22 protein-coding genes are annotated in these 24,218 nt (G+C 71.5%); 3 read left to right on the top strand and 19 right to left on the bottom strand.

Translation table 11 applies throughout. The features are described 5' to 3' along the window. Nucleotides 1-306: 306 nt before the first annotated feature. The 12 genes from AC069T_RS09275 to AC069T_RS09330 form a co-directional block, all read right to left on the bottom strand. Nucleotides 307-615, bottom strand: coding sequence for a DUF2469 domain-containing protein (locus AC069T_RS09275; RefSeq protein WP_003965949.1), 309 nt, complete (start codon nt 613-615; stop codon nt 307-309). A gap of 55 nt (nt 616-670) precedes the next feature. Then, nucleotides 671-1,201 (bottom strand): NUDIX hydrolase, encoded by a 531-nt coding sequence (locus AC069T_RS09280; RefSeq protein WP_478782148.1) that lies wholly within the window; start codon nt 1,199-1,201, stop codon nt 671-673. Continuing rightward, nucleotides 1,191-1,934, bottom strand: coding sequence for a signal peptidase I (gene lepB / locus AC069T_RS09285; RefSeq protein WP_478782149.1), 744 nt, complete (start codon nt 1,932-1,934; stop codon nt 1,191-1,193). Before lepB (AC069T_RS09285) ends, AC069T_RS09280 begins: the two co-directional genes overlap by 11 nt. A gap of 80 nt (nt 1,935-2,014) precedes the next feature. Further along, nucleotides 2,015-2,977 (bottom strand): signal peptidase I, encoded by a 963-nt coding sequence (gene lepB / locus AC069T_RS09290; protein ID WP_478782150.1) that lies wholly within the window; start codon nt 2,975-2,977, stop codon nt 2,015-2,017. Further along, nucleotides 2,865-3,941, bottom strand: coding sequence for a signal peptidase I (gene lepB, locus AC069T_RS09295; protein ID WP_478782151.1), 1,077 nt, complete (start codon nt 3,939-3,941; stop codon nt 2,865-2,867). Before lepB (AC069T_RS09295) ends, lepB (AC069T_RS09290) begins: the two co-directional genes overlap by 113 nt. Continuing rightward, nucleotides 3,934-4,650, bottom strand: coding sequence for a signal peptidase I (lepB, locus tag AC069T_RS09300; RefSeq protein WP_478782152.1), 717 nt, complete (start codon nt 4,648-4,650; stop codon nt 3,934-3,936). The genes lepB (AC069T_RS09295) and lepB (AC069T_RS09300) overlap by 8 nt, the downstream gene beginning before the upstream one ends. Nucleotides 4,651-4,695: 45 nt before the next feature. Then, nucleotides 4,696-5,046: a 50S ribosomal protein L19 gene (gene rplS / locus AC069T_RS09305; RefSeq protein ID WP_358855365.1), complete on the bottom strand. Its 351-nt coding sequence runs from the start codon at nt 5,044-5,046 to the stop codon at nt 4,696-4,698. A 132-nt stretch (nt 5,047-5,178) separates the two neighbouring features. After that, complete coding sequence (gene trmD, locus AC069T_RS09310) at nt 5,179-6,012, bottom strand: tRNA (guanosine(37)-N1)-methyltransferase TrmD (protein WP_478782153.1); 834 nt, start codon at nt 6,010-6,012, stop codon at nt 5,179-5,181. After that, nucleotides 6,012-6,620, bottom strand: coding sequence for a ribosome maturation factor RimM (rimM, locus tag AC069T_RS09315; protein ID WP_478782154.1), 609 nt, complete (start codon nt 6,618-6,620; stop codon nt 6,012-6,014). Before rimM ends, trmD begins: the two co-directional genes overlap by 1 nt. A 137-nt stretch (nt 6,621-6,757) precedes the next feature. Further along, the gene (locus AC069T_RS09320) at nt 6,758-6,997 is read right to left on the bottom strand and encodes an RNA-binding protein (RefSeq protein ID WP_005479813.1); all 240 of its coding nucleotides are present in this window, start codon (nt 6,995-6,997) and stop codon (nt 6,758-6,760) included. 2 nt (nt 6,998-6,999) lie between these two features. Continuing rightward, nucleotides 7,000-7,428, bottom strand: coding sequence for a 30S ribosomal protein S16 (gene rpsP / locus AC069T_RS09325; protein WP_358855362.1), 429 nt, complete (start codon nt 7,426-7,428; stop codon nt 7,000-7,002). Nucleotides 7,429-7,872: 444 nt separating this feature from the next. Beyond that, on the bottom strand, nt 7,873-8,469 hold the full coding sequence (locus tag AC069T_RS09330; protein ID WP_355867905.1) for a hypothetical protein: 597 nt from the start codon (nt 8,467-8,469) through the stop codon (nt 7,873-7,875). 791 nt (nt 8,470-9,260) lie between these two features. Here AC069T_RS09330 and AC069T_RS09335 point away from each other — a divergent pair. Continuing rightward, a complete protein-coding gene (locus tag AC069T_RS09335) occupies nt 9,261-10,115 on the top strand; it encodes a methyltransferase domain-containing protein (protein ID WP_478782155.1) in 855 nt (284 codons plus the stop codon). Nucleotides 10,116-10,628: 513 nt separating this feature from the next. Here the strand turns inward: AC069T_RS09335 and ffh are convergent. The 5 genes from ffh to nsdA all read right to left on the bottom strand — a co-directional run bounded on the left by ffh (nt 10,629) and on the right by nsdA (nt 18,484). Continuing rightward, nucleotides 10,629-12,179: a signal recognition particle protein gene (ffh, locus tag AC069T_RS09340; protein ID WP_478782156.1), complete on the bottom strand. Its 1,551-nt coding sequence runs from the start codon at nt 12,177-12,179 to the stop codon at nt 10,629-10,631. Between the two features lie 344 nt (nt 12,180-12,523). Next, the gene (locus tag AC069T_RS09345) at nt 12,524-14,971 is read right to left on the bottom strand and encodes a [protein-PII] uridylyltransferase (protein ID WP_478782157.1); all 2,448 of its coding nucleotides are present in this window, start codon (nt 14,969-14,971) and stop codon (nt 12,524-12,526) included. 26 nt (nt 14,972-14,997) lie between these two features. After that, complete coding sequence (locus AC069T_RS09350; protein ID WP_010984084.1) at nt 14,998-15,336, bottom strand: P-II family nitrogen regulator; 339 nt, start codon at nt 15,334-15,336, stop codon at nt 14,998-15,000. Beyond that, the gene (locus AC069T_RS09355) at nt 15,333-16,670 is read right to left on the bottom strand and encodes an ammonium transporter (protein ID WP_478782158.1); all 1,338 of its coding nucleotides are present in this window, start codon (nt 16,668-16,670) and stop codon (nt 15,333-15,335) included. Before AC069T_RS09355 ends, AC069T_RS09350 begins: the two co-directional genes overlap by 4 nt. Before the next feature lie 338 nt (nt 16,671-17,008). Next, nucleotides 17,009-18,484, bottom strand: coding sequence for a transcriptional repressor NsdA (gene nsdA / locus AC069T_RS09360; RefSeq protein ID WP_478782159.1), 1,476 nt, complete (start codon nt 18,482-18,484; stop codon nt 17,009-17,011). A 444-nt stretch (nt 18,485-18,928) separates the two neighbouring features. On the opposite strand from nsdA, the gene AC069T_RS09365 reads away from it, so the two are divergent. Next, nucleotides 18,929-19,591 (top strand): bifunctional DNA primase/polymerase, encoded by a 663-nt coding sequence (locus tag AC069T_RS09365; RefSeq protein WP_478782160.1) that lies wholly within the window; start codon nt 18,929-18,931, stop codon nt 19,589-19,591. Nucleotides 19,592-19,921: 330 nt separating this feature from the next. On the opposite strand, the gene ftsY is transcribed toward AC069T_RS09365, so the two are convergent. Further along, nucleotides 19,922-21,124 carry a signal recognition particle-docking protein FtsY gene (ftsY, locus tag AC069T_RS09370; protein WP_358854886.1) on the bottom strand — a complete coding sequence of 401 codons (1,203 nt, stop codon included), beginning with the start codon at nt 21,122-21,124 and terminating at the stop codon, nt 19,922-19,924. A gap of 384 nt (nt 21,125-21,508) precedes the next feature. Between ftsY and AC069T_RS09375 the strand changes: the two genes are divergently transcribed. Next, nucleotides 21,509-22,489, top strand: a complete 981-nt coding sequence (locus AC069T_RS09375) for an LLM class flavin-dependent oxidoreductase (RefSeq protein ID WP_478782161.1) — start codon at nt 21,509-21,511, stop codon at nt 22,487-22,489. 85 nt (nt 22,490-22,574) lie between these two features. Here AC069T_RS09375 and AC069T_RS09380 read toward each other — a convergent pair whose 3' ends face one another. Then, nucleotides 22,575-23,987 (bottom strand): sugar porter family MFS transporter, encoded by a 1,413-nt coding sequence (locus AC069T_RS09380; protein WP_478782162.1) that lies wholly within the window; start codon nt 23,985-23,987, stop codon nt 22,575-22,577. Between the last annotated feature and the right edge of the window lie 231 nt (nt 23,988-24,218).

The following is a 24,218-nucleotide window of genomic DNA, read 5'->3' on the forward strand; positions in this document are numbered from 1 at the left end:
CACCACCTCCGGCGCCAACATTGCGGCCCCGGCCGCCCGCTGTTGGATCTTGGTGGACGACCGCTCGATTGTGGAAAACTCCGTCACTCGCACGAGGGAGCCGTGGAGCGTTCGCCGTCCTCACCGGCGCCCCATCGGTCCCAGCGGCCACCGGTCACGGGTCACCGAGCGCCCGGTCACCGAGCCCGGCCCGGCGGCCACCGAGCCGGCCGCCACCGGTCACCGGCCACCGCGCCTGCCTGGTCCCAACAGCTCCACCGCGACCCCCGGCGACCCCCGGCGCCCCCCGCCGACCGCTCACCCGGATCAGCCGCCCGGCAGCTCCAGGTCGCTCTTGTTCAGCTCTTCGATGTTCACGTCCTTGAAGGTGAGGACCCGTACCTGCTTCACGAACCGGGCGGGCCGGTACATGTCCCACACCCAGGCATCCGCCATGGACACCTCAAAGAAGACCTCACCCTGGACCGAGTGCACCTGCATCTCGTAGTCGTTGGTGAGGTAGAAGCGCCGTTCGGTCTCGATCACGTATTTGAACAGACCGACGACATCTCGGTACTCCCGGTAGAGCTTCAGCTCCATCTCGGTCTCGTACTTTTCGAGGTCCTCGGCGCTCATGGCATGTTCCCCTTCAGCCGTGCGTCCCCCCATTGTGCGCCAGCCCCGCGAGCCCCTAGACGATTTCGGTGTCGAGGACCTCTGGACTGGCCGGGGGACCTTCGTCGAGCAGCCTGCGCAGCAGCCCGGCGAGTCTGGTCGGATACACCGTCTCATGCGCCTCGGTCAGTTCCCGGCACGTCCACCAGCGTGCTCCGGCGACACTGCGCCGTTCCAGTTCCGTCAGCCCGCCCGGGACGGTCTCCGTCTGGCTCGTACGGGCCAGGAAGTACCACTCGTCCTGGTCCCAGCGGCGTCCCGCGAACGGGAAGGAACACCGCCGCTGCCAGAGCACCGGTCCCAGTTCGACCTCGGTGATGCCGGTCTCCTCCGCGAGTTCCCGCAGAGCGGCCTCCTCGCGTGTCTCCGCGCCCTCCAGACCACCGCCCGGCGTGAACCACCAGTCGTCGGCGGGGTCACCGGGCTCATGGCCGTGCAGCAGCAGAATGCGCTCCTGCGGGTCGAGGAGCACCACCCGGGCGACCTTGCGCAGCCCGTCCTCGCGCGAGTCCTCCGCCGGTCCGCCGTACGACGTGTCAGCGGGCACCGGCCGGCTCCGTCCGGACCCGGCCGCGCCGGCCGGCGCGCTTGGCGATCGGGCCGTAGGCGGCGCCGCCGAGGACGAGGACCGCACCGGCCACCACCGCGGCGAGCACGAGTCGCAGCGGACCGGGCGAGGAGATGCCGCCGAGGGCCTCGAAGCCGGTGGGGCGCTCCAGCATGCCGTCCATGGGCCAGACCACGGAGTCCACGCGCCCCTTCACCGCGCTGCGCGGCACCGTGCCGCTGAAGGCCTCGGTCAGGTGGGCCGTGGAGTCCAGGGAGCCGCTGCGCTCGTCACCGAGCAGGAACAGGCGCCCCTCGGGGACCTTGATGGTCGGTATCCTCTTCGACTCGGCGGCCTGGCCCTTGGGCAGATACGGTTCGTCGATCTGCTTGCCGTTGACCGTCAGCCTGTCGTCGGTGCAGCAGGCGACCGTGTCACCGCCGACCGCCACGACCCGCTTGACCATGGGCATGTCGCCCCAGGTCTTCTGCTTGAAGACGACGACGTCGCCGCGCTCGATCTCGTCGCCGTCGACCCGCTCGGCCAGGACGCGGTCACCGGCCGCGATGGTCGGCGTCATCGAGTCGGTCGGCACGGTGTACGGCTGGTAGACGATCGCTCCCCAGACGAATCCTCCGAGGAAGAGCACACAGCCGAGGGCCACGGCCAGTCCCGACAGTGTGTTGCCGAGCCGTCCGTGACCCTCGTCCGTGCGGTGTGTCGTGCTGCTCATCCCAGTGCTCCCCCAACGCGGAGAATCGATCTCGCGGCCCGGGCGCGGGCCGTGGAAGATCGGCGATCTGGGACGGCACCCTACCCGGCGGTACCGTGCCCAGAAACCCTGGTGCCGGCCATGGTGAGACGGCGGCGGCGCCACAGCACCAGCGGAGCGGCACCGGCGAGCCCGAGGGCACCCGGGGCGACCGCGCTCAGGTTCTGGTCGAAGGTGTCGGGAACGGGCAGGGTGTCCCAGCGGGTGGGCGGCCAGGCGATGACGATGGCGCGGCCCACCACGTTGCCGACGGGCACGAATCCCTTGTTCGTGTCCTGCTGGTGGTAGCGGGAGTCCAGCGAGTTCTGCCGGTGGTCGCCCATGACCCAGATTTTGCCCTTGGGCACCGTCACCTTGAACTGGCCGCCCTGGTCGTCGACGCTGCACGGGGTGTTCCCCGCGTAGACGTACGACGCCTCGTTCAGCGCCTTGCCGTTCACCTTGAGCGGGCCGCTGCCCTTGCACTCGATGGTGTCGCCTGCGACCCCGACGACCCGCTTGATCAGGTCCTTCTCCTCGGCCGAGGGCATCAGGCCGACCCAGCTCAGGGCCTTCTGCACCGCGTTCGGGTTCGGCGTCGGCTCGCCCGCCAGCCACTTGTCGGGGTCGTGGAAGACGACGACCTCGCCGCGCTCGGGCTCGGAGCCGAACCAGGGGGTCAGCTTGTCGACCAGCACCCGGTCGCCCTGCTGGAGCGTGTTCTGCATCGAGTCCGAGGGAATCGAGAACGCCTGCACCAGGAAGGTCTTGATCAGCAGGGCGAGCACCAGCGCGATGCCGATGAGGAGGGGAAGCTCCTTCCAGAACGAGCGCTGCTTCCTGGACCGGCCCCGTCCGTCGGCACCGCCGTCCTGCTCGCCGCGCCCGTGGGTACCGCCGCCGTCCGCGGACTCACTCCCGGAGCCTGCGGCGTCGTCTGCCGGGGAAGCCGTGTCGCCGGGCCGCTCCGGTCGCTCCTCCGGGCCCTCGTGTCCGGATCGTGCGCCGACCGCCAAGTCCCCCACATCCACTCCTCACTCCGTGCCGCCGCCCGCGTCGCATCCGGCGCAGGCCCACCACTCCCATAACGAGCGGGAGTTCCGCAGGGCTCGGGAGCGGGATCAATCCGTATCGATCCGCGGGGGCCACCCTATGCGACGGGCCGAGAGCGGTGGTCGACCGAGTCGGCACGGAGGCGTATGTGTCCGGCTCCTCGAGCCGGGTCCAGTGGCCGACGGGCCAGGCGATGACCATGGCCCGTCCCACGACGGACTTCTCGGAGACGGTGCCGCCGTATCTCTCGGAGCGGTGGTAGCGGGAGTCGGCGGAGTTGGCGCGGTGGTCGCCCATCACCCAGAGGCGGCCCTGCGGCACAGTGGTCTGGAAGGCGAACGCCGAGGGCTTGTTGTCCGGGTGGATGTACGGCTCGTCGAGCGGGGTCCCGTTGACGGTCACCCGGCCCTGCGTGTCGCAGCACTTGACGGTGTCGCCGCCGACCGCGACGACCCGCTTGATCAGGTCCCGGTCGTTGTCGGAGGGCAGCAGCCCGATGAAGGTGAGCCCTTCCTTGACCTGCTTGACGACGACGGGGTCGTCCTTCTTGGCGGTCTGCTCCCCTTCCAGCCAGTTGCCCGGGTCCTTGAAGACGACGACGTCACCGCGCTGGGGCCTGGAGCCGAACCAGGGGGTGAACTTGTCGACGAGGACCCGGTCGCCGATCTGGATCGTGTTCTCCATGGAGCCCGACGGGATCACGAACGCCTGCACCAGGAACGTCTTCAGGACGAGGGCGATGAGGACCGCCACTCCGACGAGGAGCGGGATCTCCTTGACGGCCGAGCGGCGCCTGCGCCGCTTGACCTTGCGGGCGAGCTTGCGGCGCTCGGCGCGGCCGGGGCGTGCGGCGCCGCCCGCCCGCCGCAGTCCGGTGGGCAGCAGGTTGTCGGCGGCGGTGCTGGGGGCGCCGCGCGGGCGCCCTCGGTTACCCACGGGCACCGCCCGCGGCGGGCACGCGCGCGTAGGCGCCGGGGCGCTCCAGCCGGGTCCAGTGGCCGGCGGGCCAGGCGATCCAGTCGGCGCGGCCGATCACGTGGCCGACCGGGATCATGCCGCCGCCCGGTGAGCCCAGATGGTCGCGGGAATCGCTGGAGTCGCCGCGGTGGTCGCCCAGCAGAAAGAGGGTGCTGTCGGGCACGACGACATTGAAGGGGGCGTCGGACGGGTGGTCCCCCGGATGGAGGAACGCCGACTCGTCGACCGACCGGCCGTTCACCTCCACCCTGCCCTCCTTGTCGCAGCAGACCACGTGGTCACCGCCCACCCCGACGACGCGCTTCACGTAGTCGGCATCTCCGAAGTAGCCGGTGCCGTCGAACACGACGACATCGCCGCGCTGCGGCTCGGCACCAAAACGGTACGCCAACTTATTTACGAGAACGCGGTCCCCGATCCTCAATCCCCGCTCCATGGAACTGCTCGGAATCTGGAACGGCTGCATCACGAAGGTGCTGAGGAGCGGCAGGAAGAGCAGGCAGACGAGCAGGGTGAGGGTGATCCGCCCGCCGGGGAGCCGGTCGGCGACCCGGTCCGCCAACGCAGAACGCGACCGCCCCTCCGGGCCTCCGGTGTCCGAGATCTCCTCGGACTCACGGGGGCGGGAGGAGCGGTCGCGCTCCACGGGCTGTGCTTCGGTGTCCATCGGAGCCAGATGCTATCCGGCTCCTCCGTGACCCCGTGCGCGAGCTCAGTTGTCGCGCTTCTCCTTGATCTTCGCGGCCTTGCCGCGCAGCTCACGGAGGTAGTACAGCTTGGCGCGGCGCACGGCACCGCGGGTGACGAGCTCGATCTTCTCGACGATCGGGGTGTGCACCGGGAACGTGCGCTCGACGCCGACGGAGAAGGAGACCTTGCGGACCGTGAAGGTCTCGCGGACACCGGCGCCCTGGCGGCGGATGACTACGCCCTTGAACTGCTGCACACGGGAGCGGTTGCCCTCGATGACGCGGACGTGGACGTTGACGGTGTCACCCGGGCGGAAGGCCGGGATGTCGGTGCGCAGCGAGGCGCTGTCGACGGAGTCGAGCAGGTGGGACATGTCGTCTGCTTTCTTCGTTGATGCCACAGGTCATCAACGGGCGTTGATTTCCAGAAGGTGGGCTGCCGCATCGGGGCGGGCGTCGTGTCCCCCTGTGGCAGGGGCGCGCGCCGGACGACGTACAGCAGCGGCCTATTCTTCCACGGCGTGGGGCCTGCGCCAAAATCGGCCGTACCGCTCGCCGTCCGGGTCCGGTGCCCAGCCCAGGATGGAGAGCATCTCGCGGTCCTTCTTGTCGAAGGCCGAGGGAGCGCAGCGCTCGATGAGGTCGGGCCGGTTCGCGGCCGTACGGCGCAGGGCCTCGTCCCGGCGCCAGCGGGCGATTTTGCCGTGGTGACCGCTGACCAGCACGTCGGGGATGTCCCGGCCGCGCCACTCGGGCGGCTTCGTGTAGACGGGCCCCTCCAGGAGGTTGGCCATGGCTCCGGGGGCGAAGGAGTCGTCCCGGTGGGACTCGGCGTTGCCGAGGACGCCGGGCAGCAGCCGGGCCACGGCCTCGGTGACGACGAGGACGGCCGCTTCGCCGCCGGCCAGCACGTAGTCGCCGATGGAGACCTCGTGGACGGGCATGCGGGTGGCGTACTCGTCGATGACGCGGCGGTCGATGCCCTCGTAGCGGGCGGGCGTGAAGACAAGCCAGGGCCGCTCGGAGAGCTCGACGGCGAGTTCCTGGGTGAAGGGGCGTCCGCTCGGGGTGGGCACGACCAGGACGGGCCCGTGCGAACCCGTCTCGTACCCGTCGGCCAGGACGGAGTCCAGGGCGTCGCCCCAGGGTCCGGTCTTCATGACCATGCCGGGGCCGCCGCCGTACGGGGTGTCGTCGACCGTGTTGTGCCGGTCGTACGTCCACTCGCGGAGATCGTGCACGTGCACGTTCAGCTGTCCACGCGCGCGTGCCTTGCCGACGAGCGAGACGTTCAGGGGTTCGAGGTACTCCGGGAAGATCGTGACGACGTCGAGCCGCATCAGGCGTCTTCCCCGGACGTGCCCGCTCCGGGCGTGCCGTCCGCTTCGTCCGGGGCGGCGCCCTCTTCGGCGGCGTCCCTCGGCGAGGCGATCTCGGCGCGGTCGTCGATGAGCCCCGGCGGCGGGTCGATGACGGCCCGCTGCTCCGCCAGGTCGATCTCGGTGACGATCTCCTCGACGAACGGGATCAGCACCTCGGTGCCGTCGGGCCGCTCCACGACGAACAGGTCCTGGGAGGGCAGATGCGAGATCTCGGTGATCCGCCCGACCTCGGCGCCGTCCGCGGTCACGACGTCCAGGTCCATGAGCTGGTGGTCGTAGTACTCGTCCGGGTCCTCGGGCTTCTCGTCCGGGTCGACGTCGGCGATGAGGAGGGTGTTGCGCAGCGCCTCGGCGGCGTTCCGGTCGCGTACGCCCTCGAAACGCAGCAGCAGACGGCCGCTGTGCACCCGGCCCGTCTCGATGGTCAGCGGACCGGTGGCGGCGGGGTCTGTGGCCAGGACGGCGCCCGGTGCCAGCCTGAGTTCCGGCTCGTCGGTGCGTACCTCGACGGTGACCTCGCCCTTGATGCCGTGGGCGCGGCCGACGCGAGCGACTACCAGCTGCACTTCTTTCGATCTCCTGTCGTGTGCCTGCGGCGTGTGCTTCGACCGGCCGTCCGCCCGCGGTCACGGGGGCCGTGGACGACTACGGGCCGGGGACGGCCGGATCGGCCCTCCCCGGCCCGAGCCGGTGCTGTCCTGCGTCAGCGGACGTGGTCCACGTCGACGAGGTCGACGCGGACACCACGGCCGCCGATGGCGCCCACGACGGTGCGCAGTGCGCGCGCGGTGCGGCCGTTGCGGCCGATCACCTTGCCGAGGTCGTCCGGGTGGACCCGGACCTCGAGCACGCGCCCGCGGCGCAGGTCACGCGAGGCGACCTGCACATCGTCGGGGTTGTCGACGATGCCTTTGACGAGGTGCTCGAGAGCCTCCTCGAGCATGCTCAGGCCTCGGTCGACTCAGACGAAGAGGACTCGGCCGCGGCGTCGTCCTTCTTCTCAGCCTTCTTCTTCTGGGTGATGGCTTCACCCTTGCTCTCGTCTTCGCCACCGAGGGCGTCGAAGACGGGGCGGGTGGCCTTCGGCTCGGCGACGAGCAGCGGCGCCGGGGCGGGCTCGCCCTTGTACTTCTGCCAGTCACCGGTCAGCTTGAGGATGGCGAGCACGGGCTCGGTCGGCTGCGCGCCGACACCCAGCCAGTACTGCGCACGCTCGGAGTCGACCTCGATGCGCGAGGGGTTCTGCACCGGGTGGTACAGGCCGATCTCCTCGATGGCCCGGCCGTCACGGCGGGTACGGGAGTCGGCGACGACGATGCGGTAGTGAGGCGAACGGATCTTGCCCAGACGCTTCAGCTTGATCTTGACTGCCACGGAAGTGGTGTCTCCTGGTCTATGACGTGGTTGGGCACGGCGAGATTGCCGCGTGGGGTTGCGGTACCCGAGTGCCCGATGGACGCGTCAGCCGGAGGAGAGAGGGGTCCTGTGCGGCTGTCGAGTACAGCTGTCCATTGTGCCACATCCCGACAGCACCCCTCACCGGCCGGGGTGTCCCGCCCACGCCTCGGCCCGGCCCGGCGCTTCCCTGCCGCAGCCGGGCGTCGCGCACGCCTCACCGGGCGCCGGCCCAGGAGGGTCCCCGCCCACACCGCGCAGGCACCCTGCGCCAAGCGCCGGGGGTGAATCGGCCCCGACCGTGCGACCGGCATCCACGAGATGCCGCCGCTCGCCGCTGGAGCCGACCGTGACCCGGCGCCGATGGACGCTTCCCGCGCCCGCCCGCGCCGCCCCGTGCGGCACGTCTGCGCGGACGGGGCCTCAGCCGGCCGCGGCGCCCACGACCTCCGGGATCCGGAAGGGTTTGCCGCACCCCCCGCACACGATCGGAGCCTGCGCCAGGACGGACGGGACGACGCGGACGTTGCGCCCGCAGTCGCAGACCGCCTTGACGCGGACGCCCCCGCCGGACGAGCCGTGCCGGGCGGCCGGGCCCCGGAAGCTGCGGGCGGTGTCGGCGGCGGTCGCGGCGGTGTGCGCCTTGAGGGCGCGCTGCAGCCGCTCGATCGTCGGGCGGTAGCGGCGCTTCGCTTCGGGGTTGAGCGTGACCAGCGAGAAGCCGCTGCTGGGATGCGGCTCCTCGGGGTGGTCGAGGCCCAGCTCCTCCGCGATCGCGAGGAATCTGCGGTTGTGGTACCGGCCGGCGCGCGAGGTGTCGCGGACACCTCGGGCGGCGGCGATGCCGTGGACTGCCTCGTGAAGCAGTCGCTCGAAGGAGAGTTCGTGCCCGCAGGCGGACGACGACTCTCCGATCAGGGACTCGGGCGCGGCAAGGTCCGGCAGCTCGGGGTGGTGCCGCTGAATGTCGGCCCACGCCCCTGCCAGCTCTGCGGCGAGAACAGGTGGTGTCGTGCTCACGTCGTGACAACGAGCCGAGGTGCCTCTGTGTTCCTATTCCGGGGCATCCCAAATAATTTGCACGTACCCGTCAGTTGCCGCTGATGCGTCCTGACGAGGGCGGGTGCGCTGATCTGCGGAGAAGCCTCACAGTTCGCACCGAGCCGGTACGTAGTCACGCGTACGCCCCGGCGTGTAGACGGGGCCCGCGCGCCGGGGCACCTGACGTCATCAGATGCGCAAGGGGCCTTTCGGCCGCCCTCGGGAGCGGCCTGGCGGGCGCACGCTCCGCCGGCGACGTTACCGGGTGCTCCGGGCGCCCTCCGCACCGCCCCGTCCTCCGCCACGGACGCCTACGGTCACGGAGCTCTTCCCCACCGGCACGCCGGTCGCCGCGTTCATGGACCTTGGCCGGAACGGCATCGTCACCCGGGACCACGAGGACGCAGTCCCGGCGGGCGCGGAGCGCGGCGGCACCCGCGACGCGCTGTCATCGCCGTACGACGCGATCAGGCCACCCTTGACGCGGGGCGGAGACAGCGGAAATCCGTCCCCCGAGTACGACGACAGGGACCCTTCCCGTGCCGCGCACGGTGCGGCGGCCGTCCGCCGCGGCGTGGACCGAACCTCGCGCGGACGTGATTCCGGCCGAGTACGGCGGCCCGCCCGGGCCGCACGCAAGCAAAGGCCCACAACCCCTGGACGCGAGGACGAGCGCGCAGTTACCTGGCATACGGGGAGTGCGAGCGCGCACTGCACGGGGGCCATGGGACGGGGCACGGGACAACTCTCGGCGGAATGGGGCGCTTTCGATGACACCTACGCTCGTGCGGCAACAGCCGGCTCACGCGGGACACACTCCTCGCGTCGACCGGTGTGCACGCGCGCGTGACTGGGCCGAGATCCAGGAGCGGATGCTGGTCCCGCTCTACGAGGCCGTCTACGAGCGACTCGAAGTGGGTGTGGGAACGCGACTGCTCGGCCTCGGCTGCGGCTCGGGACTCGCGCTGTTGATGGCGGCGTCGCGCGGGGCCACGGTCACCGGCGTCGACTCCTCGGCCGAACGGCTCGCGCTGGCGCGGGAACGGATGCGGCCGGAGGCGCGGGGCCCGGGCGCACGGGACGACGTCCGGATCGTCGAGGGAGAACCCGCCGACCTGGCCGGCCCCGGCTCCCCCGCGTACACCGTGGTGACGGCGTTCGAGCCGATCGGCAGCGCGGCCGGGGACTGTGAAGGGCTCGGAGAACTCCTGAAGGCGTCGGCGCCGCTCGCCCGGGGCGGCGCGTCCGTCGTCCTGGCCGGCTGGGGCCCGCCGGAGCGGTGCACCACGTCCTCCGTGCTGCGGGCCGCCACGAAACCGGCCGATGCGGTGCGCCGTGAGGGAAGTTGGCGCTCGGCCCGGCGCGACGACCTGGAGGACGTCGCCCGGCGGGCCGGGCTGAAGCCGGACGGTTCGGGCCGGGTGGCCTGCCCCTTCGGGTACGCCGACGTGGGCAACGCGGTGCGGGGACTGCTGTCGACCGGGCTGTTCGACGCGGCGATCGCCGCGACCGACCGGGTGCGGGTCGGCGAGGAACTGACGGAGGCCCTCCATCCGCACCGCCGGAAGGACGGGACCGTGTGGATGACCAACATCTTCCGGTACCTGATCGCCCGTGTGCCGTGAGGTGACCGGGCGGAGCGGCTGATCCCGCCGGACCTCCGTCTCCTGCGGCGTCGCCGCCGGCACCTGCTCCGTCCGCCGGCAGCTCCGGCGCACCGGAGGGCCGCCCCGGCCGCGCGCGGGAGAGCGCCCGCGCCTGCGCACCGGAGAGCGGCCCCGGCCGTGCACAGCAGAGCGCCGACGCCTGCGCGCGAGAGCGGACCGGCTGCGCGCGGGAGAGCGCCCGCGCCTGCGCACCGGAGAGCGGCCCCGGCCGTGCACGGCAGAGCGCCGACGCCTGCGCGCGAGAGCGGACCGGCTGCGCGCGGGAGAGCGCCCGCGCCTGCGCACCCGAGGACGGCACCCGTGCACGGGAGCGCACCGACCCTTGCGCACGGGAGATCGCCCGCGCCCGCGCGCAAGACAGCGGCACCGGCTCGGCCCCTCCGCACCCGGCGGGCATGCCACCGGGGGCGCTCCTCGGCGAGGCGCGCCCCCCGGTGCCGTCAGGGCGACGAAGCCCTGCGGGAAGACCCGTCAGCCCATGAACTTCTTGAACTCGTCGGGCAGTTCGAAGTCCTGGGCGCCCTGCTGCGGCAGGTTGAAGGCGCCGCCCGGCTGAGCGCCGGCCTCGCGGCGCTGCGCCTCCTCCAGCTCCTGCTGCCTGCGCTTCATCGGGTTGCCGGAGCGCTGCTTGCCCTTGGCCTGCTTCTGCTTCTTCTTGGCGCGGCCGGGACCGCCGCCCATGCCCGGCATCCCGGGCATCCCCGGCATGCCGCCGCCCTGCGCCATGCGGGACATCATCTTGCGGGCCTCGAAGAACCGCTCGACCAGGTTCTTGACGGCGCTGACCTCGACGCCGGATCCCTTGGCGATACGGGCGCGGCGCGAGCCGTTGATGATCGTCGGTTCCTGGCGCTCGGCCGGCGTCATCGACTTGATGATCGCGGCCGTGCGGTCGACGTCCCGCTCGTCGATGTTGTTGATCTGGTCCTTGATCTGGCCCATGCCGGGAAGCATGCCGAGCAGCTTGCTGATGCTGCCCATCTTCCTGACCTGCTCCATCTGGGCCAGGAAGTCGTCGAGCGTGAAGTCCTGGCCCTTCTTGGACGCCAGCTTGGAGGCCATCTTCTCGGCCTCTTCCTGACTGAACGTCTTCTCCGCCTGCTCGATCAGGGTGAGCAGGTCACCCATGTCGAGGATGCGGGAGGCCATCCGGTCAGGGTGGAAGGCGTCGAAGTCGTCGAGCTTCTCGCCGTTCGACGCGAACATGATCGGCTTGCCGGTGACCGAGGCGATCGACAGCGCGGCACCACCGCGGGCGTCACCGTCGAGCTTCGACAGGACGACGCCGTCGAAGCCGACGCCGTCGCGGAAGGACTCGGCGGTGTTGACCGCGTCCTGGCCGATCATCGCGTCGACGACGAAGAGGATCTCGTCCGGCGAGACCGCGTCGCGGATGTCCGCGGCCTGCCGCATCAGCTCCTGGTCGATGCCGAGGCGGCCGGCGGTGTCCACGATCACGATGTCGTGGACCTTCGTCTTCGCGAAGTCGATGGAGTCCTTGGCGACCTTGACCGGGTCGCCCACGCCGTTGCCCGGCTCGGGGGCGTAGACGGCGACACCGGCGCGCTCGGCGACGACGCTGAGCTGGTTGACCGCGTTCGGGCGCTGGAGGTCGGCGGCCACCAGGATCGGGGAGTGCCCCTGGTCCTTGAGCCACTTGCCGAGCTTTCCGGCGAGCGTGGTCTTACCGGCACCCTGCAGACCCGCGAGCATGATCACGGTGGGCGGGTTCTTGGCGAAGCGCAGCCGTCGCGTCTCACCGCCGAGGATCGTGACCAGTTCCTCGTTGACGATCTTGAGGACCTGCTGTGCGGGGTTCAGCGCCTTGGAGACCTCGACGCCGAGGGCACGCTCCTTGACGTTCTTGATGAAGGTCCGCACGACCGGCAGCGCCACGTCGGCTTCGAGGAGCGCGATACGGATCTCGCGTGCGGTGGCGTCGATGTCAGCTTCGGACAGCCGGCCCTTGCCCCGCAGGTTCTTGAACGTCGCTGAGAGGCGATCGGAGAGAGTATCGAACACGGCGCTCGTCTGTCCTCAGGGGTCGGGGGCGAGGGAATCGCCCTCCAGGGTATCCGGCCGGGCACGGTGGGGTCTCCACCGCGTGCGTACGAGGCTTTTGCCGCCTCGCGTCAGGGGGCCGCCGTCCGGATCACCCGGCGGGCCCGCGGTGATCCGGACGGCACCGCCTAGGCCGTGTCCGCAAAGTCCCGCCTGTTCCGCGACGCCTGGCACGCACTCTCGCCGCACCGGGCGAAGCCCCAAGTACGTCCAGTACGAGGGTCTCCGCCCGGCACGCCGAGAGCACGCACCAGACGCCGCGCAACCCGCCCTCCGGGCGGACGACGAGACTTTGCGGACACGACCTAGCCCCGCAGTGTCTCCTCCAGCGCCCTGGCCACCGTCGCCGCCTCCGCCCCCGGCAGGGGTGCGCCGTCCGGCCCCGTCACGTAGAAGGCGTCCACGGCGTTGGCGCCGAGGGTGGACACGTGCATGCTCCGTACGCGTACGTTCGCCTTCTCCAGTGCCCGGCCGATGCGGTGCAGCAGGCCGGGGGCGTCGTGGGCGCGCACCTCGATGACCGTGGCGTGCCGGGAGGCCGCCGGGGCGACCGTGACCCGGGCGGGCGGCGCGACCGTCCCGCGGCGCCGGGGGTAGGCGGCGTCGCGCTCGGCGAGCCGGCCCGCGATGTCCAGGGACCCCTCCAGGGCGCGCACGAGGTCGGCGCGCAGCCGGGTGGCCTGGGGCAGCGAGCCGTACTCGGCGGCGACGCGCCAGTTGAGCAGCAGCACCGAGCCCTGCACGGACGCGGACAGGTCCAGGGCGCGCAGTTCGGCGGTGCGGACGGTCAGGCGGTGCATCGCGAGGACGCCGGCCACGGCGGGCAGCACCTCGGGCTGGTCGGGCACGGCGATGAGCAGTTCGACGCCGAGCGGTTCCGGGTCGCCGGGGGGTTCCTCCTCGGCCGGTGTCTCGGTCTGCGCGCGCAGGGCGAGGACTGGACCGCCCGTGCGGAACGCCTCGATGGCGAGCCGCTCCTGCTCGGCGGTTGGCGCGGCGTCCTCCGGTTCCTCGGGGGCGTCCCCGGCGAGCACGGCCGCGACGCGCTTGACCAGGTCGGCGACCAGGGACGCGCGCCAGGACGACCAGGCGGCGGGCCCGGTGGCCAGCGCGTCCGCCTCGGTCAGCGCGTGCAGCAGTTCGAGGGTGCCCTGCGAGCCGACCGCCTCGGCGACCGAGCGCACGGTGGCCGGGTCCTCCAGGTCGCGCCGGGTGGCCGTCTCGATGAGCAGCAGATGATGGCGTACGAGGGTGGCGAGCACCGCGACCTCGGCGCGGTCGAAGCCGATGCGGGCGGCGACGTCCTTGGCGATGATCTCGCCGGCGACGGAGTGGTCGCCCGGCCAGCCCTTGCCGATGTCGTGCAGCAGCGCGGCGACCAGCAGCAGGTCGGGCCGGCCGACGCGGCGGGCCAGTTCCGAGGCGCGGACGGCGGTTTCGATGAGGTGGCGGTCGACCGTCCAGATGTGGACGGCGTTGCGCTGGGGCCGGCAGCGCACCCGCTCCCAGTCGGGCAGCAGCCGGGTGATCAGCCCCTCGGCCTCCAGCGCCTCCCAGACGTCGACGGTCGGCCCGCCGGAACCGAGCAGGGTGACGAGCTGTTCGCGGGCCTCCGCGGGCCAGGGCGTCGGGAGCGGCCGGGCGACGGCCGCCATCCGGCGCACGGCGTGCAGGGAGAGCGGCAGGCCGGACTGGGCGGCCGCGGCGGCGGCGCGCAGCGGGAGCACGGGGTCGCGCTCGGGACGGGCGGCGCGGGCGAGGACGACCTCGCCGTCCTGCTCGACCACGCCCTCGGCTAGCGGTGAGCGCTCGATGGCGGGCTTGGCGCCGCCGAGCATGGCGCGCAGCCGGGGCCGTACGGCGCGCGATCTGAGGACGCGGCCGACCTCGCGCCAGGTGACGTCGCTGGCGTACGAGACGACGCGTGCGGCCTCGTACACCTGGCGCAGCAGGGCGTCGGCGTCGAGGAGTCCCAGTTCGGCGGCGACCTGGTCCTGCTCCTGGAGGGCGAGGCGGTCGGTGGCGCGGCCGGTGGCGAGGTGGAGGGCGTCGCGTACGTCGAGGAGCCTGCGCCGGGCGTCGGCGAGGCCCTCGCGGGGGGCGTCGGCGAGCCAGGACGCGGCGACGGCGCGCAAGGCCGTGGCGTCCCTGAGGCCGCCTCGCGCCTCCTTCAGGTCCGGCTCCAGCAGGTACTGCAGTTCGCCCTGCCGTTCGGCCCGTCCGGCGCACAGCTCCTGGAGTTCGGGGAGGCGTTTGGGCGCCTGGTTGCGCCAGTCGGCGAGGACGGCCGTGCGCAGTCCGGCGGTGAGGCCGAGGTCGCCCGCGAGGTGGCGGGCGTCGAGCAGGCCGAGCTGCACCTTGAGGTCTTCGCCCGCGGTCCTGCGGGCCTCGGCGGGCGTGCGGACGGAGTGGTCCAGGGCCAGGCCGAGGTCCCAGACGGGGTACCAGATGCGGTCGGCGAGGGCGGCGATCTGCCGGGAGTCGCCGCCGTCGTGCAGGAGCAGCAGGTCGAGGTCGCTGCGGGGGGACAGCTCGCCGCGGCCGTAGCCGCCGACGGCGACGAGGGAGACGCCGCGCAGGTCCGCGGCGCCGGCGTCGAAGAGGCCGGTGAGCCACTCGTCCGTCAGTTCGGCGAGGGCGGCACGGCGCGGCGGCCCGGACCGCGCCTCCTCCTGGAGGAGGCGCAGCCGGGCCGCCGCGTAGCCGCTGGGTCCCGAATCCTCTGCTTCCGTACGCATGTCCGCACTCGTCACCCAGCGACTCCTGTCTTTCTTCGCTTCTACAGCGCGTCCGGGCCGCGCTCGCCGGTCCGGACGCGGACGGCGGTGTCGACCGGGATGGACCAGACCTTGCCGTCACCGATCTTGCCGGTGCGGGCGGCCTTCACGACGACGTCGATGAGCTGCTCGGCGTCGTCGTCCTCGGCCAGCACCTCGATACGGATCTTGGGAACCAGGTCGACGGTGTACTCGGCCCCACGGTAGACCTCGGTGTGTCCCCGCTGCCGACCGTAGCCGCTGGCCTCGGTGACGGTGAGTCCGTGCACTCCGAATGCCTGGAGCGCTTCCTTGATCTCGTCGAGCCGGTGAGGCTTCACGACGGCGGTGATGAGCTTCATGCGTCCACCTTCTTGCTCGCGGTGTCCTGGAGAGGGGCGGCCACGGTGGTGCGGTCGAGACCGCCGCCCGCGCCGCTGAAGTCGTATGCGGTCTCGGCGTGCTCGGCCTGGTCGATGCCCGCCACCTCCTCGTCGTCCGTGACGCGCATCCCCATCGTCCGGTCGATCAGGAAGGCGAGGACCGCGGAGACCACCAGGGAGTAGCCGAGGACGGCGAAGACACCGGCGCACTGCTTCCAGAACTGGTCGAGGCCGCCGCCGTAGAAGAGGCCCTGGACGTCGGACTGGCCGCCGCCGCTGGCGAAGAAGCCGATGAGCAGGGAGCCCACGACACCGCCGACGAGGTGGACGCCGATGACGTCGAGCGAGTCGTCGTAGCCGAGCTTGTACTTCAGGCCGACCGCCATGGCGCACAGCACACCGGCGATGACGCCGACGGCGATCGCGCCGAGCGGGGAGACCGCACCGCCCGCCGGGGTGATCGCGACCAGACCGGCGACCGCGCCGGAGGCGGCACCGAGGGTGGTGAACGCGCCGTGGCGGATCTTCTCGTAGGCCAGCCAGGCCAGCATGGCGGCGGCGGTGGCGATCTGCGTGTTGACGAACATGAGCGCGCCGACGCCGTCGTCGTTGCCCAGCCAGGAGCCGGCGTTGAAGCCGAACCAGCCGAACCACAGCAGGCCGGAGCCGAGCATGACTAGCGGCAGGCTGTGCGGGCGCATCGGGTCCTTCTTGAAGCCGACCCGCTTGCCGATGACGAGGATCACGCCGAGCGCCGCGGCACCGGCGTTGATGTGGACCGCGGTGCCTCCGGCGAAGTCGATGACACCGAGCTCGAACGCCCAGCCGCCGGTGCCCCACACCCAGTGCGCGACCGGGAAGTAGACGATCGTGACCCACAGGGTGATGAACAGCGCCCAGGCGGTGAACTTCACGCGGTCCGCGAGGGCACCGCTGATCAGGGCGGGCGTGATGATCGCGAACATCAGCTGGAAGACGGCGAACACGTAGACCGGGATGGTGTAGCCGTCCCACAGCTGCGTCAGGCCGATGTTGCTGAAGCCGGCGTAGTCGGACGACCAGCCGATGATGCTGCCGGAGTCGGTGCCGAAGGCGAGCGAGAAGCCGTAGAGGACCCACAGGATGGTGACGATCCCGAGGCTGATGAAGCTCATCATCAGCATGTTCAGGGTGCTCTTGACGCGGACCATGCCTCCGTAGAAGAAGGCCAGGCCCGGTGTCATGAGCATCACCAGGGCGGAACAGATGAGCATGAAGCCTGTGTTGGCGGACGACAACTTCGCGTCCGCCGCAAGCATGATGGCTGGTGCCATCGGCGTCTCCTCGTCGTTGGTACGGCCCCGTGCGGGCGAAGCCTGAGCGGTCTCATGAGGGGCGGGCCGGTTATGCGCCATGAGATTGACGCAGCGCGGTTTCCGTCGGCGCCCCTCGATGTTTCGCCGCAGTGACGAAGGCGCCTGGTGTGTTACGCGTCCATGAACTGGCGGATGCCGGGCCGGACGATCGTTATCGTGGCGCAACCTGCCGTGGAGACGGGAGAGGCCGACCGCGGACGGCCGTCCGATGACCTGGCACGGGGGAGCCGCGTCGGGCGGTTCGGGACGGCCGGCCGCGGCCGGGGCGGGGGGCGGGCCGCTCACGCGGCCGCGCGTCAGACCGCTTGGGCGGTCTCGGGGAGGTCGATGGCGAGCTGGTCGGTGAGGTCGACGATCTCAGCGAGGTCCCCGAAGTCGCGTACAGCCGTGTCCACGGTCTTTCGGATGCGCGTGCTCACGCGCTCGGAGCGCACCTTCTTGGCGCTCACCATGGCGTCCTTGGCCACGGCCGCGCCCCGCTCGGGCTCGCGCTGGAGCAGGTGCACCGTGGCCAGGCCGATGAGATTGAGTGCGTACGAACGCTGGTGCTCGGTGTCCTTCGCGAAGAGGTCCACGGCCCGCTGCATCAGGGGCTCGGCCAGCGACGCGTAGGTGGGACTGCGGCCCGCGACATAGGCGAGGTCGCGGTAGGAGTGGGAGTTCTCGCCGTACAGCTCGGCCTCGGAGAAGAAGCGGATCCAGTCGGGGTCCGGGTCGTCCCACTCGTGCACGTCGGCGAAGGTGTCCTCGGCCATCCGCACGGCCCGCTTGCACTTCCCGGGCTGGCCCATGTTGGCGTAGGCGCGGGCCTCCATCGCATACAGCATGGCCTGGGTGCGCGGACTCGCGCAGTCCCGGCTGCCGTACTGCGCGAGATGGACGAGTTCCAGGGCGTCGTCGGGCCGGCCGAGGTGGATCATCTGGCGGCTCATGCTGGAGAGGATGTACGAACCGAGGGGCTTGTCCCCGGCCTCCTTGGCCGCGTGCAGCGCGAGCACGAAGTACTTCTGCGCGGTGGGCTGGAGCCCGATGTCGTAGCTCATCCAGCCCGCCAGCTCGGCCAGTTCGGCCGCGACCTTGAACAGACGCCTGTACGTGGCGTCCGGCTGCGGCTCCTGGAGCAGGTCCGTCACCTCGTGCAGCTGGCCGACGACCGCCTTGCGGCGCAGGCCGCCGCCGCACTGGGCGTCCCACTGGCGGAACATCACGGTGGTCGACTCGAGGAGGTCGAGCTCGGGCTTGGAGAGCCGGCCTCCGCGGCGGGCGGCGGCGGGCGACTCGCGCTCGGCGCGCGGCGCCGACGGGGTGGGCACGAGCCAGCGCTGCATGGGCTCGATGAGCGCCGGTCCGGCCGCGAGCGCCAGCGAGCTGCCTAAAAAGCCGCGCCGCGCCAGCATCAGGTCGCTGCGCGAGAACTCACTGATCAGGGCGACCGTCTGCGGGCCGGCCCAGGGGAGGTCGACACCCGACACGGACGGTGACTGGTGGGCGGCACGCAGTCCCAGATCCTCGACGGCGACGACACATCCGAACCGCTCGGAGAACAGCTCCGACAGGATCCGCGGAATCGGCTCCCGGGGATTCTCACCGTCCAGCCAGCGGCGGACGCGCGAGGTGTCCGTGGAGATGTGGCCGGCGCCCAACTGGCGTGCCCTGCGGTTCACTTGCCGCGCGAGCTCACCCTTCGACCAGCCGCTGCGCACGAACCACGAGCCCAGCAGTTCATTGGGGCGCTTCTCAGCGTTCGTCCCGCCTCCGCCGTTGCCGCCCACTGGAACGCCCCCATCCCTGAGACCACTTGTACGCCGCGTGCGCCAAGCCCTATCAGAATGCCGGTAAATACCGCCGCGCGTCCGGCAGTTCCCACCCTTGGAACAGGAAACCGACTTGCCTCCGGCATACCCACAGGTGCGGCATCTTCGAGGCTTGTGCACACAAAGTAATCCTACGATCACGCGTCCAGCCATGGCGATCGCGGAAACGCCACCATTCGCCACCCCTTCGAATGAACCTCCGACCCCCTCCACGCGATTGACTTGACACGACGACCGGTACCGGGCGGAGCGGTGCACGCGGGAGCGCACGGCACCGGGCGCACCACCCGGAGCACTTCGACGCGCTGCCTGGATCGCACACGGCCGGGAACTAGCATGACAGAGCGTCACATTCCGGATTCGCTTCGTAACCACCGGCGCGCTGGACCCGTTGGAGGGGGCATGGACTTCACGATCGGCGGCACCCGGGGCATTCGCGAGATCCGGCCCGGCGCGCGGCGCCGCGGGCGCACGTCGGAGTGCACCGCCGTGGCGGAGTTCACCGGACTCTGGGGCTGGGACGTCGTCCCCGGCGCCCGGGCCGCGGCGGGCGCCTGCTCGTGCGGCAGGGCCGACTGCCCCGCGCCCGGAGCGCACCCCCTGGACTTCGCCGCCGTGATCCCGGCCGGCGCCACGCTGGACGAGGTCTCCGGCGCCTGGGCGGAGTTCCCCGGCGCCGCGGTGATGCTGCGCGTGGGACGCGCCTTCGACGTGATCGAGGTCGCCGAGCCGGCCGGGCGCCGCGCCCTCGCCCGGCTAGAGCGGATGGGACTTCCCCTCGGACCGGTGACGGCGACCCCGGACGGCCGCGCCCACTTCTTCGTCGCCCCGGGCGCCGCGGCCGAGCTGCCCCGGCTGCTCTATCGCATGGGCTGGGACGACGCGGCGCTCGACCTGCACGGCCTCGGCGCCGGTACGTACGTCACCGCCCCGCCCTCCGACCGCGGGGGCCTCGGACCGGTCCGCTGGCTGCGCCCGCCCGCACTGGACTCGGCGACGCGCCCGCCCCAGGCACGGCTGCTCCTGGGAACCCTGGCGTACGTGGCACACCGCTCACGCGTCTAGGGCCTGTCGTTTGGATCATGCCGGCGTCGCGGGGTCCGGCACGCACATCTGCGGCGTTGTCGTCGGTCGCCGACGCTCCGCGTCGACTCCCTCCTCCGCCTTGCAGCTGCACGCGCCAGACCCCGCTCGGGTCGGTCAGGACGAACCGTCGGTCATAGCCAGCCTGATCCAAACGACAGGCCCTAGCGCGGGTCCGTTCCGCTCGGTTCCGGCCCGGCCAAGGTCAGTACGGCGAAGCGCCCGTCCCCCACCTGCCGGGGAACGGGCGCTTTCCGCGCGTCCGCCGAGGCGGCGGCCGCGCGCCGGCCACCTGCTGGTCTCAGCGGGTGGTCACTCTCCGATAAGGGCGTCAACGAACGCCTCCGGCTCGAACGGCGCCAGGTCGTCGGCGCCCTCGCCCAGGCCCACCAGCTTCACCGGCACGCCCAGTTCGCGCTGGACGGCGATGACGATGCCGCCCTTGGCGGTGCCGTCGAGCTTGGTGAGCACGATGCCGGTGATGTCGACGACCTCGGCGAAGACCCGGGCCTGCACGAGGCCGTTCTGGCCCGTCGTCGCGTCGAGGACGAGCAGCACCTCGTCGAGGGGGGCCTGCTTCTCGACGACACGCTTGACCTTGCCGAGCTCGTCCATGAGCCCGGTCTTCGTGTGCAGACGTCCGGCGGTGTCGATGAGGACGACGTCGGCGCCCGCCGCGATGCCCTCCTTCACCGAGTCGAAGGCGACCGAGGCCGGGTCACCGCCCTCGGGGCCGCGCACGGTGCGGGCACCCACCCGCTCCCCCCAGGTCTGGAGCTGGTCGGCGGCGGCGGCACGGAAGGTGTCGGCCGCGCCGAGGACCACGTTCTTGCCGTCGGCGACGAGCACGCGGGCGAGCTTGCCGGTGGTGGTGGTCTTGCCGGTGCCGTTGACACCGACGACCATCACGATGCCCGGGGTGTCCAGGTTCGAGTCGGTCTTGACCTCGCGGTCGAACTCGGGGACGAGCAGGGTGAGCAGCTCCTCGCGCAGGAGCAGGCGCAGTTCCTCGGGCGTTCGCGTGCCGAGCACCCGCACGCGCTCGCGCAGCCGCTCGACCAGCTCCTGGGTGGGCAGCACGCCGACGTCGGCGGTGAGCAGCGTGTCCTCGATCTCCTCCCAGGTGTCCTCGTCGAGGTGCTCGCGGGCGAGGAGCGTGAGCAGCCCCTTGCCGAGCGCGTTCTGCGAGCGGGAGAGCCGGGCGCGCAGCCGCACGAGGCGACCGGCGGTCGGCTCCGGGACCTCGATCGGGGGGGCCGTGGCGGCCGCCGGGGGCTCCTCGACGACGACCGGCGTCGAGCCGGGTAGGCCAACCTCCTCGATCGTTCTGCGCGTTTCGTCGCGCGGTGTCTCGGCCTCGTCGCCGACGTGCGGTTCGGCCGGAGGGGCGGTGATGTCGGGCGTCGAGGGGGGCGGCGGGGGCAGCGGCTTGCGCCTGCGGCTGCCGACGACGAGCCCGCCGAGCGCGACGATCACGACCACGGCGATGACTACAGCAAGGATGACGGTTTCCATAACCCCCTCAGTATCGGCCATCTCCCTCCACAGAGCCCAGCCTGCGGGGCCCGTCGGAGTCATGAACCGTTCAAGGGGTCGGGGCGGGGGCACGGCCGGTTGCCGTACGGCCGGGCGGGGCGGGTGACCGTACGGAGGCCTCCGGGCGGTCGGTCCCGCGGCCGGGATGCCCGCCACCGGGGGCCGTGCGGGCGGGACGCGGCCCGTACGGGGTCCTCCACGCGTCCGCCCGCCCGGGGCCTCGGGCGCGGGGCCCCTTGCTCGCCCCCGGCAGGGCCCATACCCGCGACCGCCGGGGCACGCACCCCCTGGCCGTCTGACGCTCCGTCAGCTAACGTCCCCGTGCACCGCCACCCCGCCCGCCCGGTGAAGGGGGACCCCTCCATGCCCGTCACGGTCGTACGCCTCAACCTCGTCGAGCCCGACGCCACACCCGCGTCACTGAGCGCCCGCTACCGGGCGGCGGTCGAGATGGCCGCGTACGCCGACGACCGCGGGATCACCACCGTGCAGACCGAGGAGCACCACGGCGTCCCCGACAACTGGCTGCCCTCCCCGTTCCTCCTGGCGGGCGCGGTCTTCGGCGCCACCCGCCGCATCGCGGTCACCGTCTCGGCGGTCATCGGCCCGCTGCACGACCCGCTGCGCCTCGCGGAGGACATCGCGGTGCTCGACCTGCTCGGCCAGGGCCGCCTGGTCACGGTGGCCGGCATCGGCTACCGGCCCGAGGAGTACGCCCTGTTCGACGTGGAGTGGAAGCGGCGCGGCGCGCTCCAGGACGAGCTTCTGGAGACGGTGCTGAAGGCGTGGACCGGCGAGGAGTTCGCATACCGGGGCCGTACGGTACGGGTCACCCCGCGCCCGTACTCGCAGCCGCACCCCCTGCTGCTGGTCGGCGGTTCGTCCAGGGCGGCGGCGCGGCGGGCCGCCCGGCTGGGGCTGCCGTTCTTCCCGAGCGCGCATCTGCCGGAGCTGCAGGCGTACTACGAGGAGAAGCTGGCCGAGTACGGCACCGAGGGGTGGACCATGATGCCGCCGGCCGTGACCCCGCTGCTGCACCTCGCCGAGGACCCGGACCAGGTGTGGGCGGAGTACGGCGAGCACTTCCTGCACGAGGCCAGGACGTACGCCTCCTGGCAGTCCGGCGACATCCGCTCGGCGGTGAGATCGGCGGCGACGACCGTGGGCGAGCTGCGCGCGGAGGGCGTCTACCGGATCCTCACCCCGGACGAGTGCGTGGCGCAGCGGCTGGAGAGCCACGTGCTGCACCCGCTGGCGGGCGGCATGCCCGTCGACGAGGGCTGGCGGAGCCTGCACCTGTTCTGCGAAAACGTACTGCCCCGGCTCGGGGACCTGGCGGTCTGAGCCGGGGCGGCACGCCTTCACGGATACGGGGAGAGGGGCAGCGGGGACTTGGCCCTTCTCCCCGAGACACGGGGCCAGGTGAGGCCTAGCCCATCTCCTCCAGGGCCTTGCCCTTGGTCTCCTTCACGAACTTGAGCACGAAGGGGATGGAGAGCGCGGCGAAGATCGTGTAGATCACGTAGGTCGCGGACAGGTTCCAGTCGGCCAGCGAGGGGAAGCTCGCGGTGATGGCCCAGTTGGCGATCCACTGCGCGGAGGCGGCGACGCCGAGCGCGGCGGCGCGGATCCGGTTCGGGAACATCTCGCCGAGGAAGACCCAGACGACCACACCCCACGAGAGGGCGAAGAAGAGGACGAAGACGTGGGCGGCGATCAGCGCGACCCAGCCCTGGGTGGCCGGCAGCTTGCCGTCGACGAGGTCGAACGAGAAGGCCCAGGCCTCCAGGGCGAGACCGACGACCATGCCCACGGAGCCGATGAGCGCGAGCGGCCTGCGGCCGACCCGGTCGACGAAGATCATGGCGATCACGGTGCCGATGATGTTGATGATCGACGTCGTGAAGGAGTAGAAGAACGACTGCGACGGGTCGACACCGACGGACTGCCACAGCGTCGAGGAGTAGTAGAAGGCGACGTTGATGCCGACGAACTGCTGGAACACCGAGAGGCCGATGCCGATCCAGACGATCGGCAGGAAGAAGAACCGGCCGCCGAGCAGGTCCTTGAAGGTCGACTTGTGCTCGCGCTTCATGGCGAGTTCGATCTCGGCGACCCGGGCGTCCAGGTCGACGTCGTTGCCCTCGACCTCGGCGAGCACCTCACGGGCGCGGGCGTCCTTGCCGGCGGAGATCAGGTAGCGCGGCGATTCGGGGATCGCGAAGGAGAGCAGGCCGTAGAGGACGGCGGGGACGACCATCACGCCGAGCATGACCTGCCAGGCCTCGAGGCCGAGCAGCTTGCCGCGCTGGTCGCCGCCCGCGGCGTTCAGGATGCCCCAGTTGACCAGCTGGGAGATCGCGATGCCGACGACGATCGCGGCCTGCTGGAAGGAACCGAGCCGGCCGCGGTAGGCGGCGGGGGCGACCTCGGCGATGTAGGCCGGGCCGATCACGGAGGCCATGCCGATGGCGAAACCGCCGACGACGCGCCAGAAGGCGAGGTCGTACAGGGCGAAGGGCAGCGCGGACCCGACGGCGCTGACGGTGAAGAGGACGGCCGAGATCTGCATGCAGCGGATGCGGCCGATGCGGTCCGCGATGCGGCCGGCGGTCGCGGCGCCGATGGCGCAGCCGATCAGCGCGATGGCGATGACCTGGGCGAGGGCCGCGGAGCCGACGTCGTACCGGCCGCGGATGGCCTCGACGGCGCCGTTGATGACAGCACTGTCGTAGCCGAACAGGAAGCCGCCCATCGCGGCCGCCGCGGCGATGAAGATGACGTGCCCGAGATGATCGGGGTGAGCCGTCCTGGCTCCTGACGCCTGCGCTGTGCTGGTCACGTGAACTCCTCGGGCCACCGGCCTCACTGCCGGGGGTGGGGGCGAGCCCTTCAGGGGTCCTACCAGTGGCGCATACCTTCGCGCCGCCCACCACCTGAAGGTAAAGGCAACGTTGCAGAGACTATGTCTTCAAGTTTCGAAGTCAATAGCCGCTCGATGTGAATTTGCACCCTGCGCGCGTGAGACTTGCATTCAATAGTTGAACTCAATCTCCCGGCACGGTTCGTCTAC

It is taken from the genome of Streptomyces sp. NPDC043867, from assembly GCF_056435845.1.

Coding starts and splice junctions, on each gene's coding strand:
- AC069T_RS09275 (WP_003965949.1), bottom strand. CDS start 615: ATGAGCGCCGAGGACCTCGAAAAGTACGAGACCGAGATGGAGCTGAAG.
- lepB (WP_478782149.1), bottom strand. CDS start 1,934: ATGAGCAGCACGACACACCGCACGGACGAGGGTCACGGACGGCTCGGC.
- lepB (WP_478782152.1), bottom strand. CDS start 4,650: ATGGACACCGAAGCACAGCCCGTGGAGCGCGACCGCTCCTCCCGCCCC.
- rplS (WP_358855365.1), bottom strand. CDS start 5,046: ATGTCCCACCTGCTCGACTCCGTCGACAGCGCCTCGCTGCGCACCGAC.
- trmD (WP_478782153.1), bottom strand. CDS start 6,012: ATGCGGCTCGACGTCGTCACGATCTTCCCGGAGTACCTCGAACCCCTG.
- AC069T_RS09320 (WP_005479813.1), bottom strand. CDS start 6,997: ATGCTCGAGGAGGCTCTCGAGCACCTCGTCAAAGGCATCGTCGACAAC.
- AC069T_RS09335 (WP_478782155.1), top strand. CDS start 9,261: ATGACACCTACGCTCGTGCGGCAACAGCCGGCTCACGCGGGACACACT.
- AC069T_RS09350 (WP_010984084.1), bottom strand. CDS start 15,336: ATGAAGCTCATCACCGCCGTCGTGAAGCCTCACCGGCTCGACGAGATC.
- AC069T_RS09355 (WP_478782158.1), bottom strand. CDS start 16,670: ATGGCACCAGCCATCATGCTTGCGGCGGACGCGAAGTTGTCGTCCGCC.
- AC069T_RS09365 (WP_478782160.1), top strand. CDS start 18,929: ATGGACTTCACGATCGGCGGCACCCGGGGCATTCGCGAGATCCGGCCC.
- ftsY (WP_358854886.1), bottom strand. CDS start 21,124: ATGGAAACCGTCATCCTTGCTGTAGTCATCGCCGTGGTCGTGATCGTC.
- AC069T_RS09375 (WP_478782161.1), top strand. CDS start 21,509: ATGCCCGTCACGGTCGTACGCCTCAACCTCGTCGAGCCCGACGCCACA.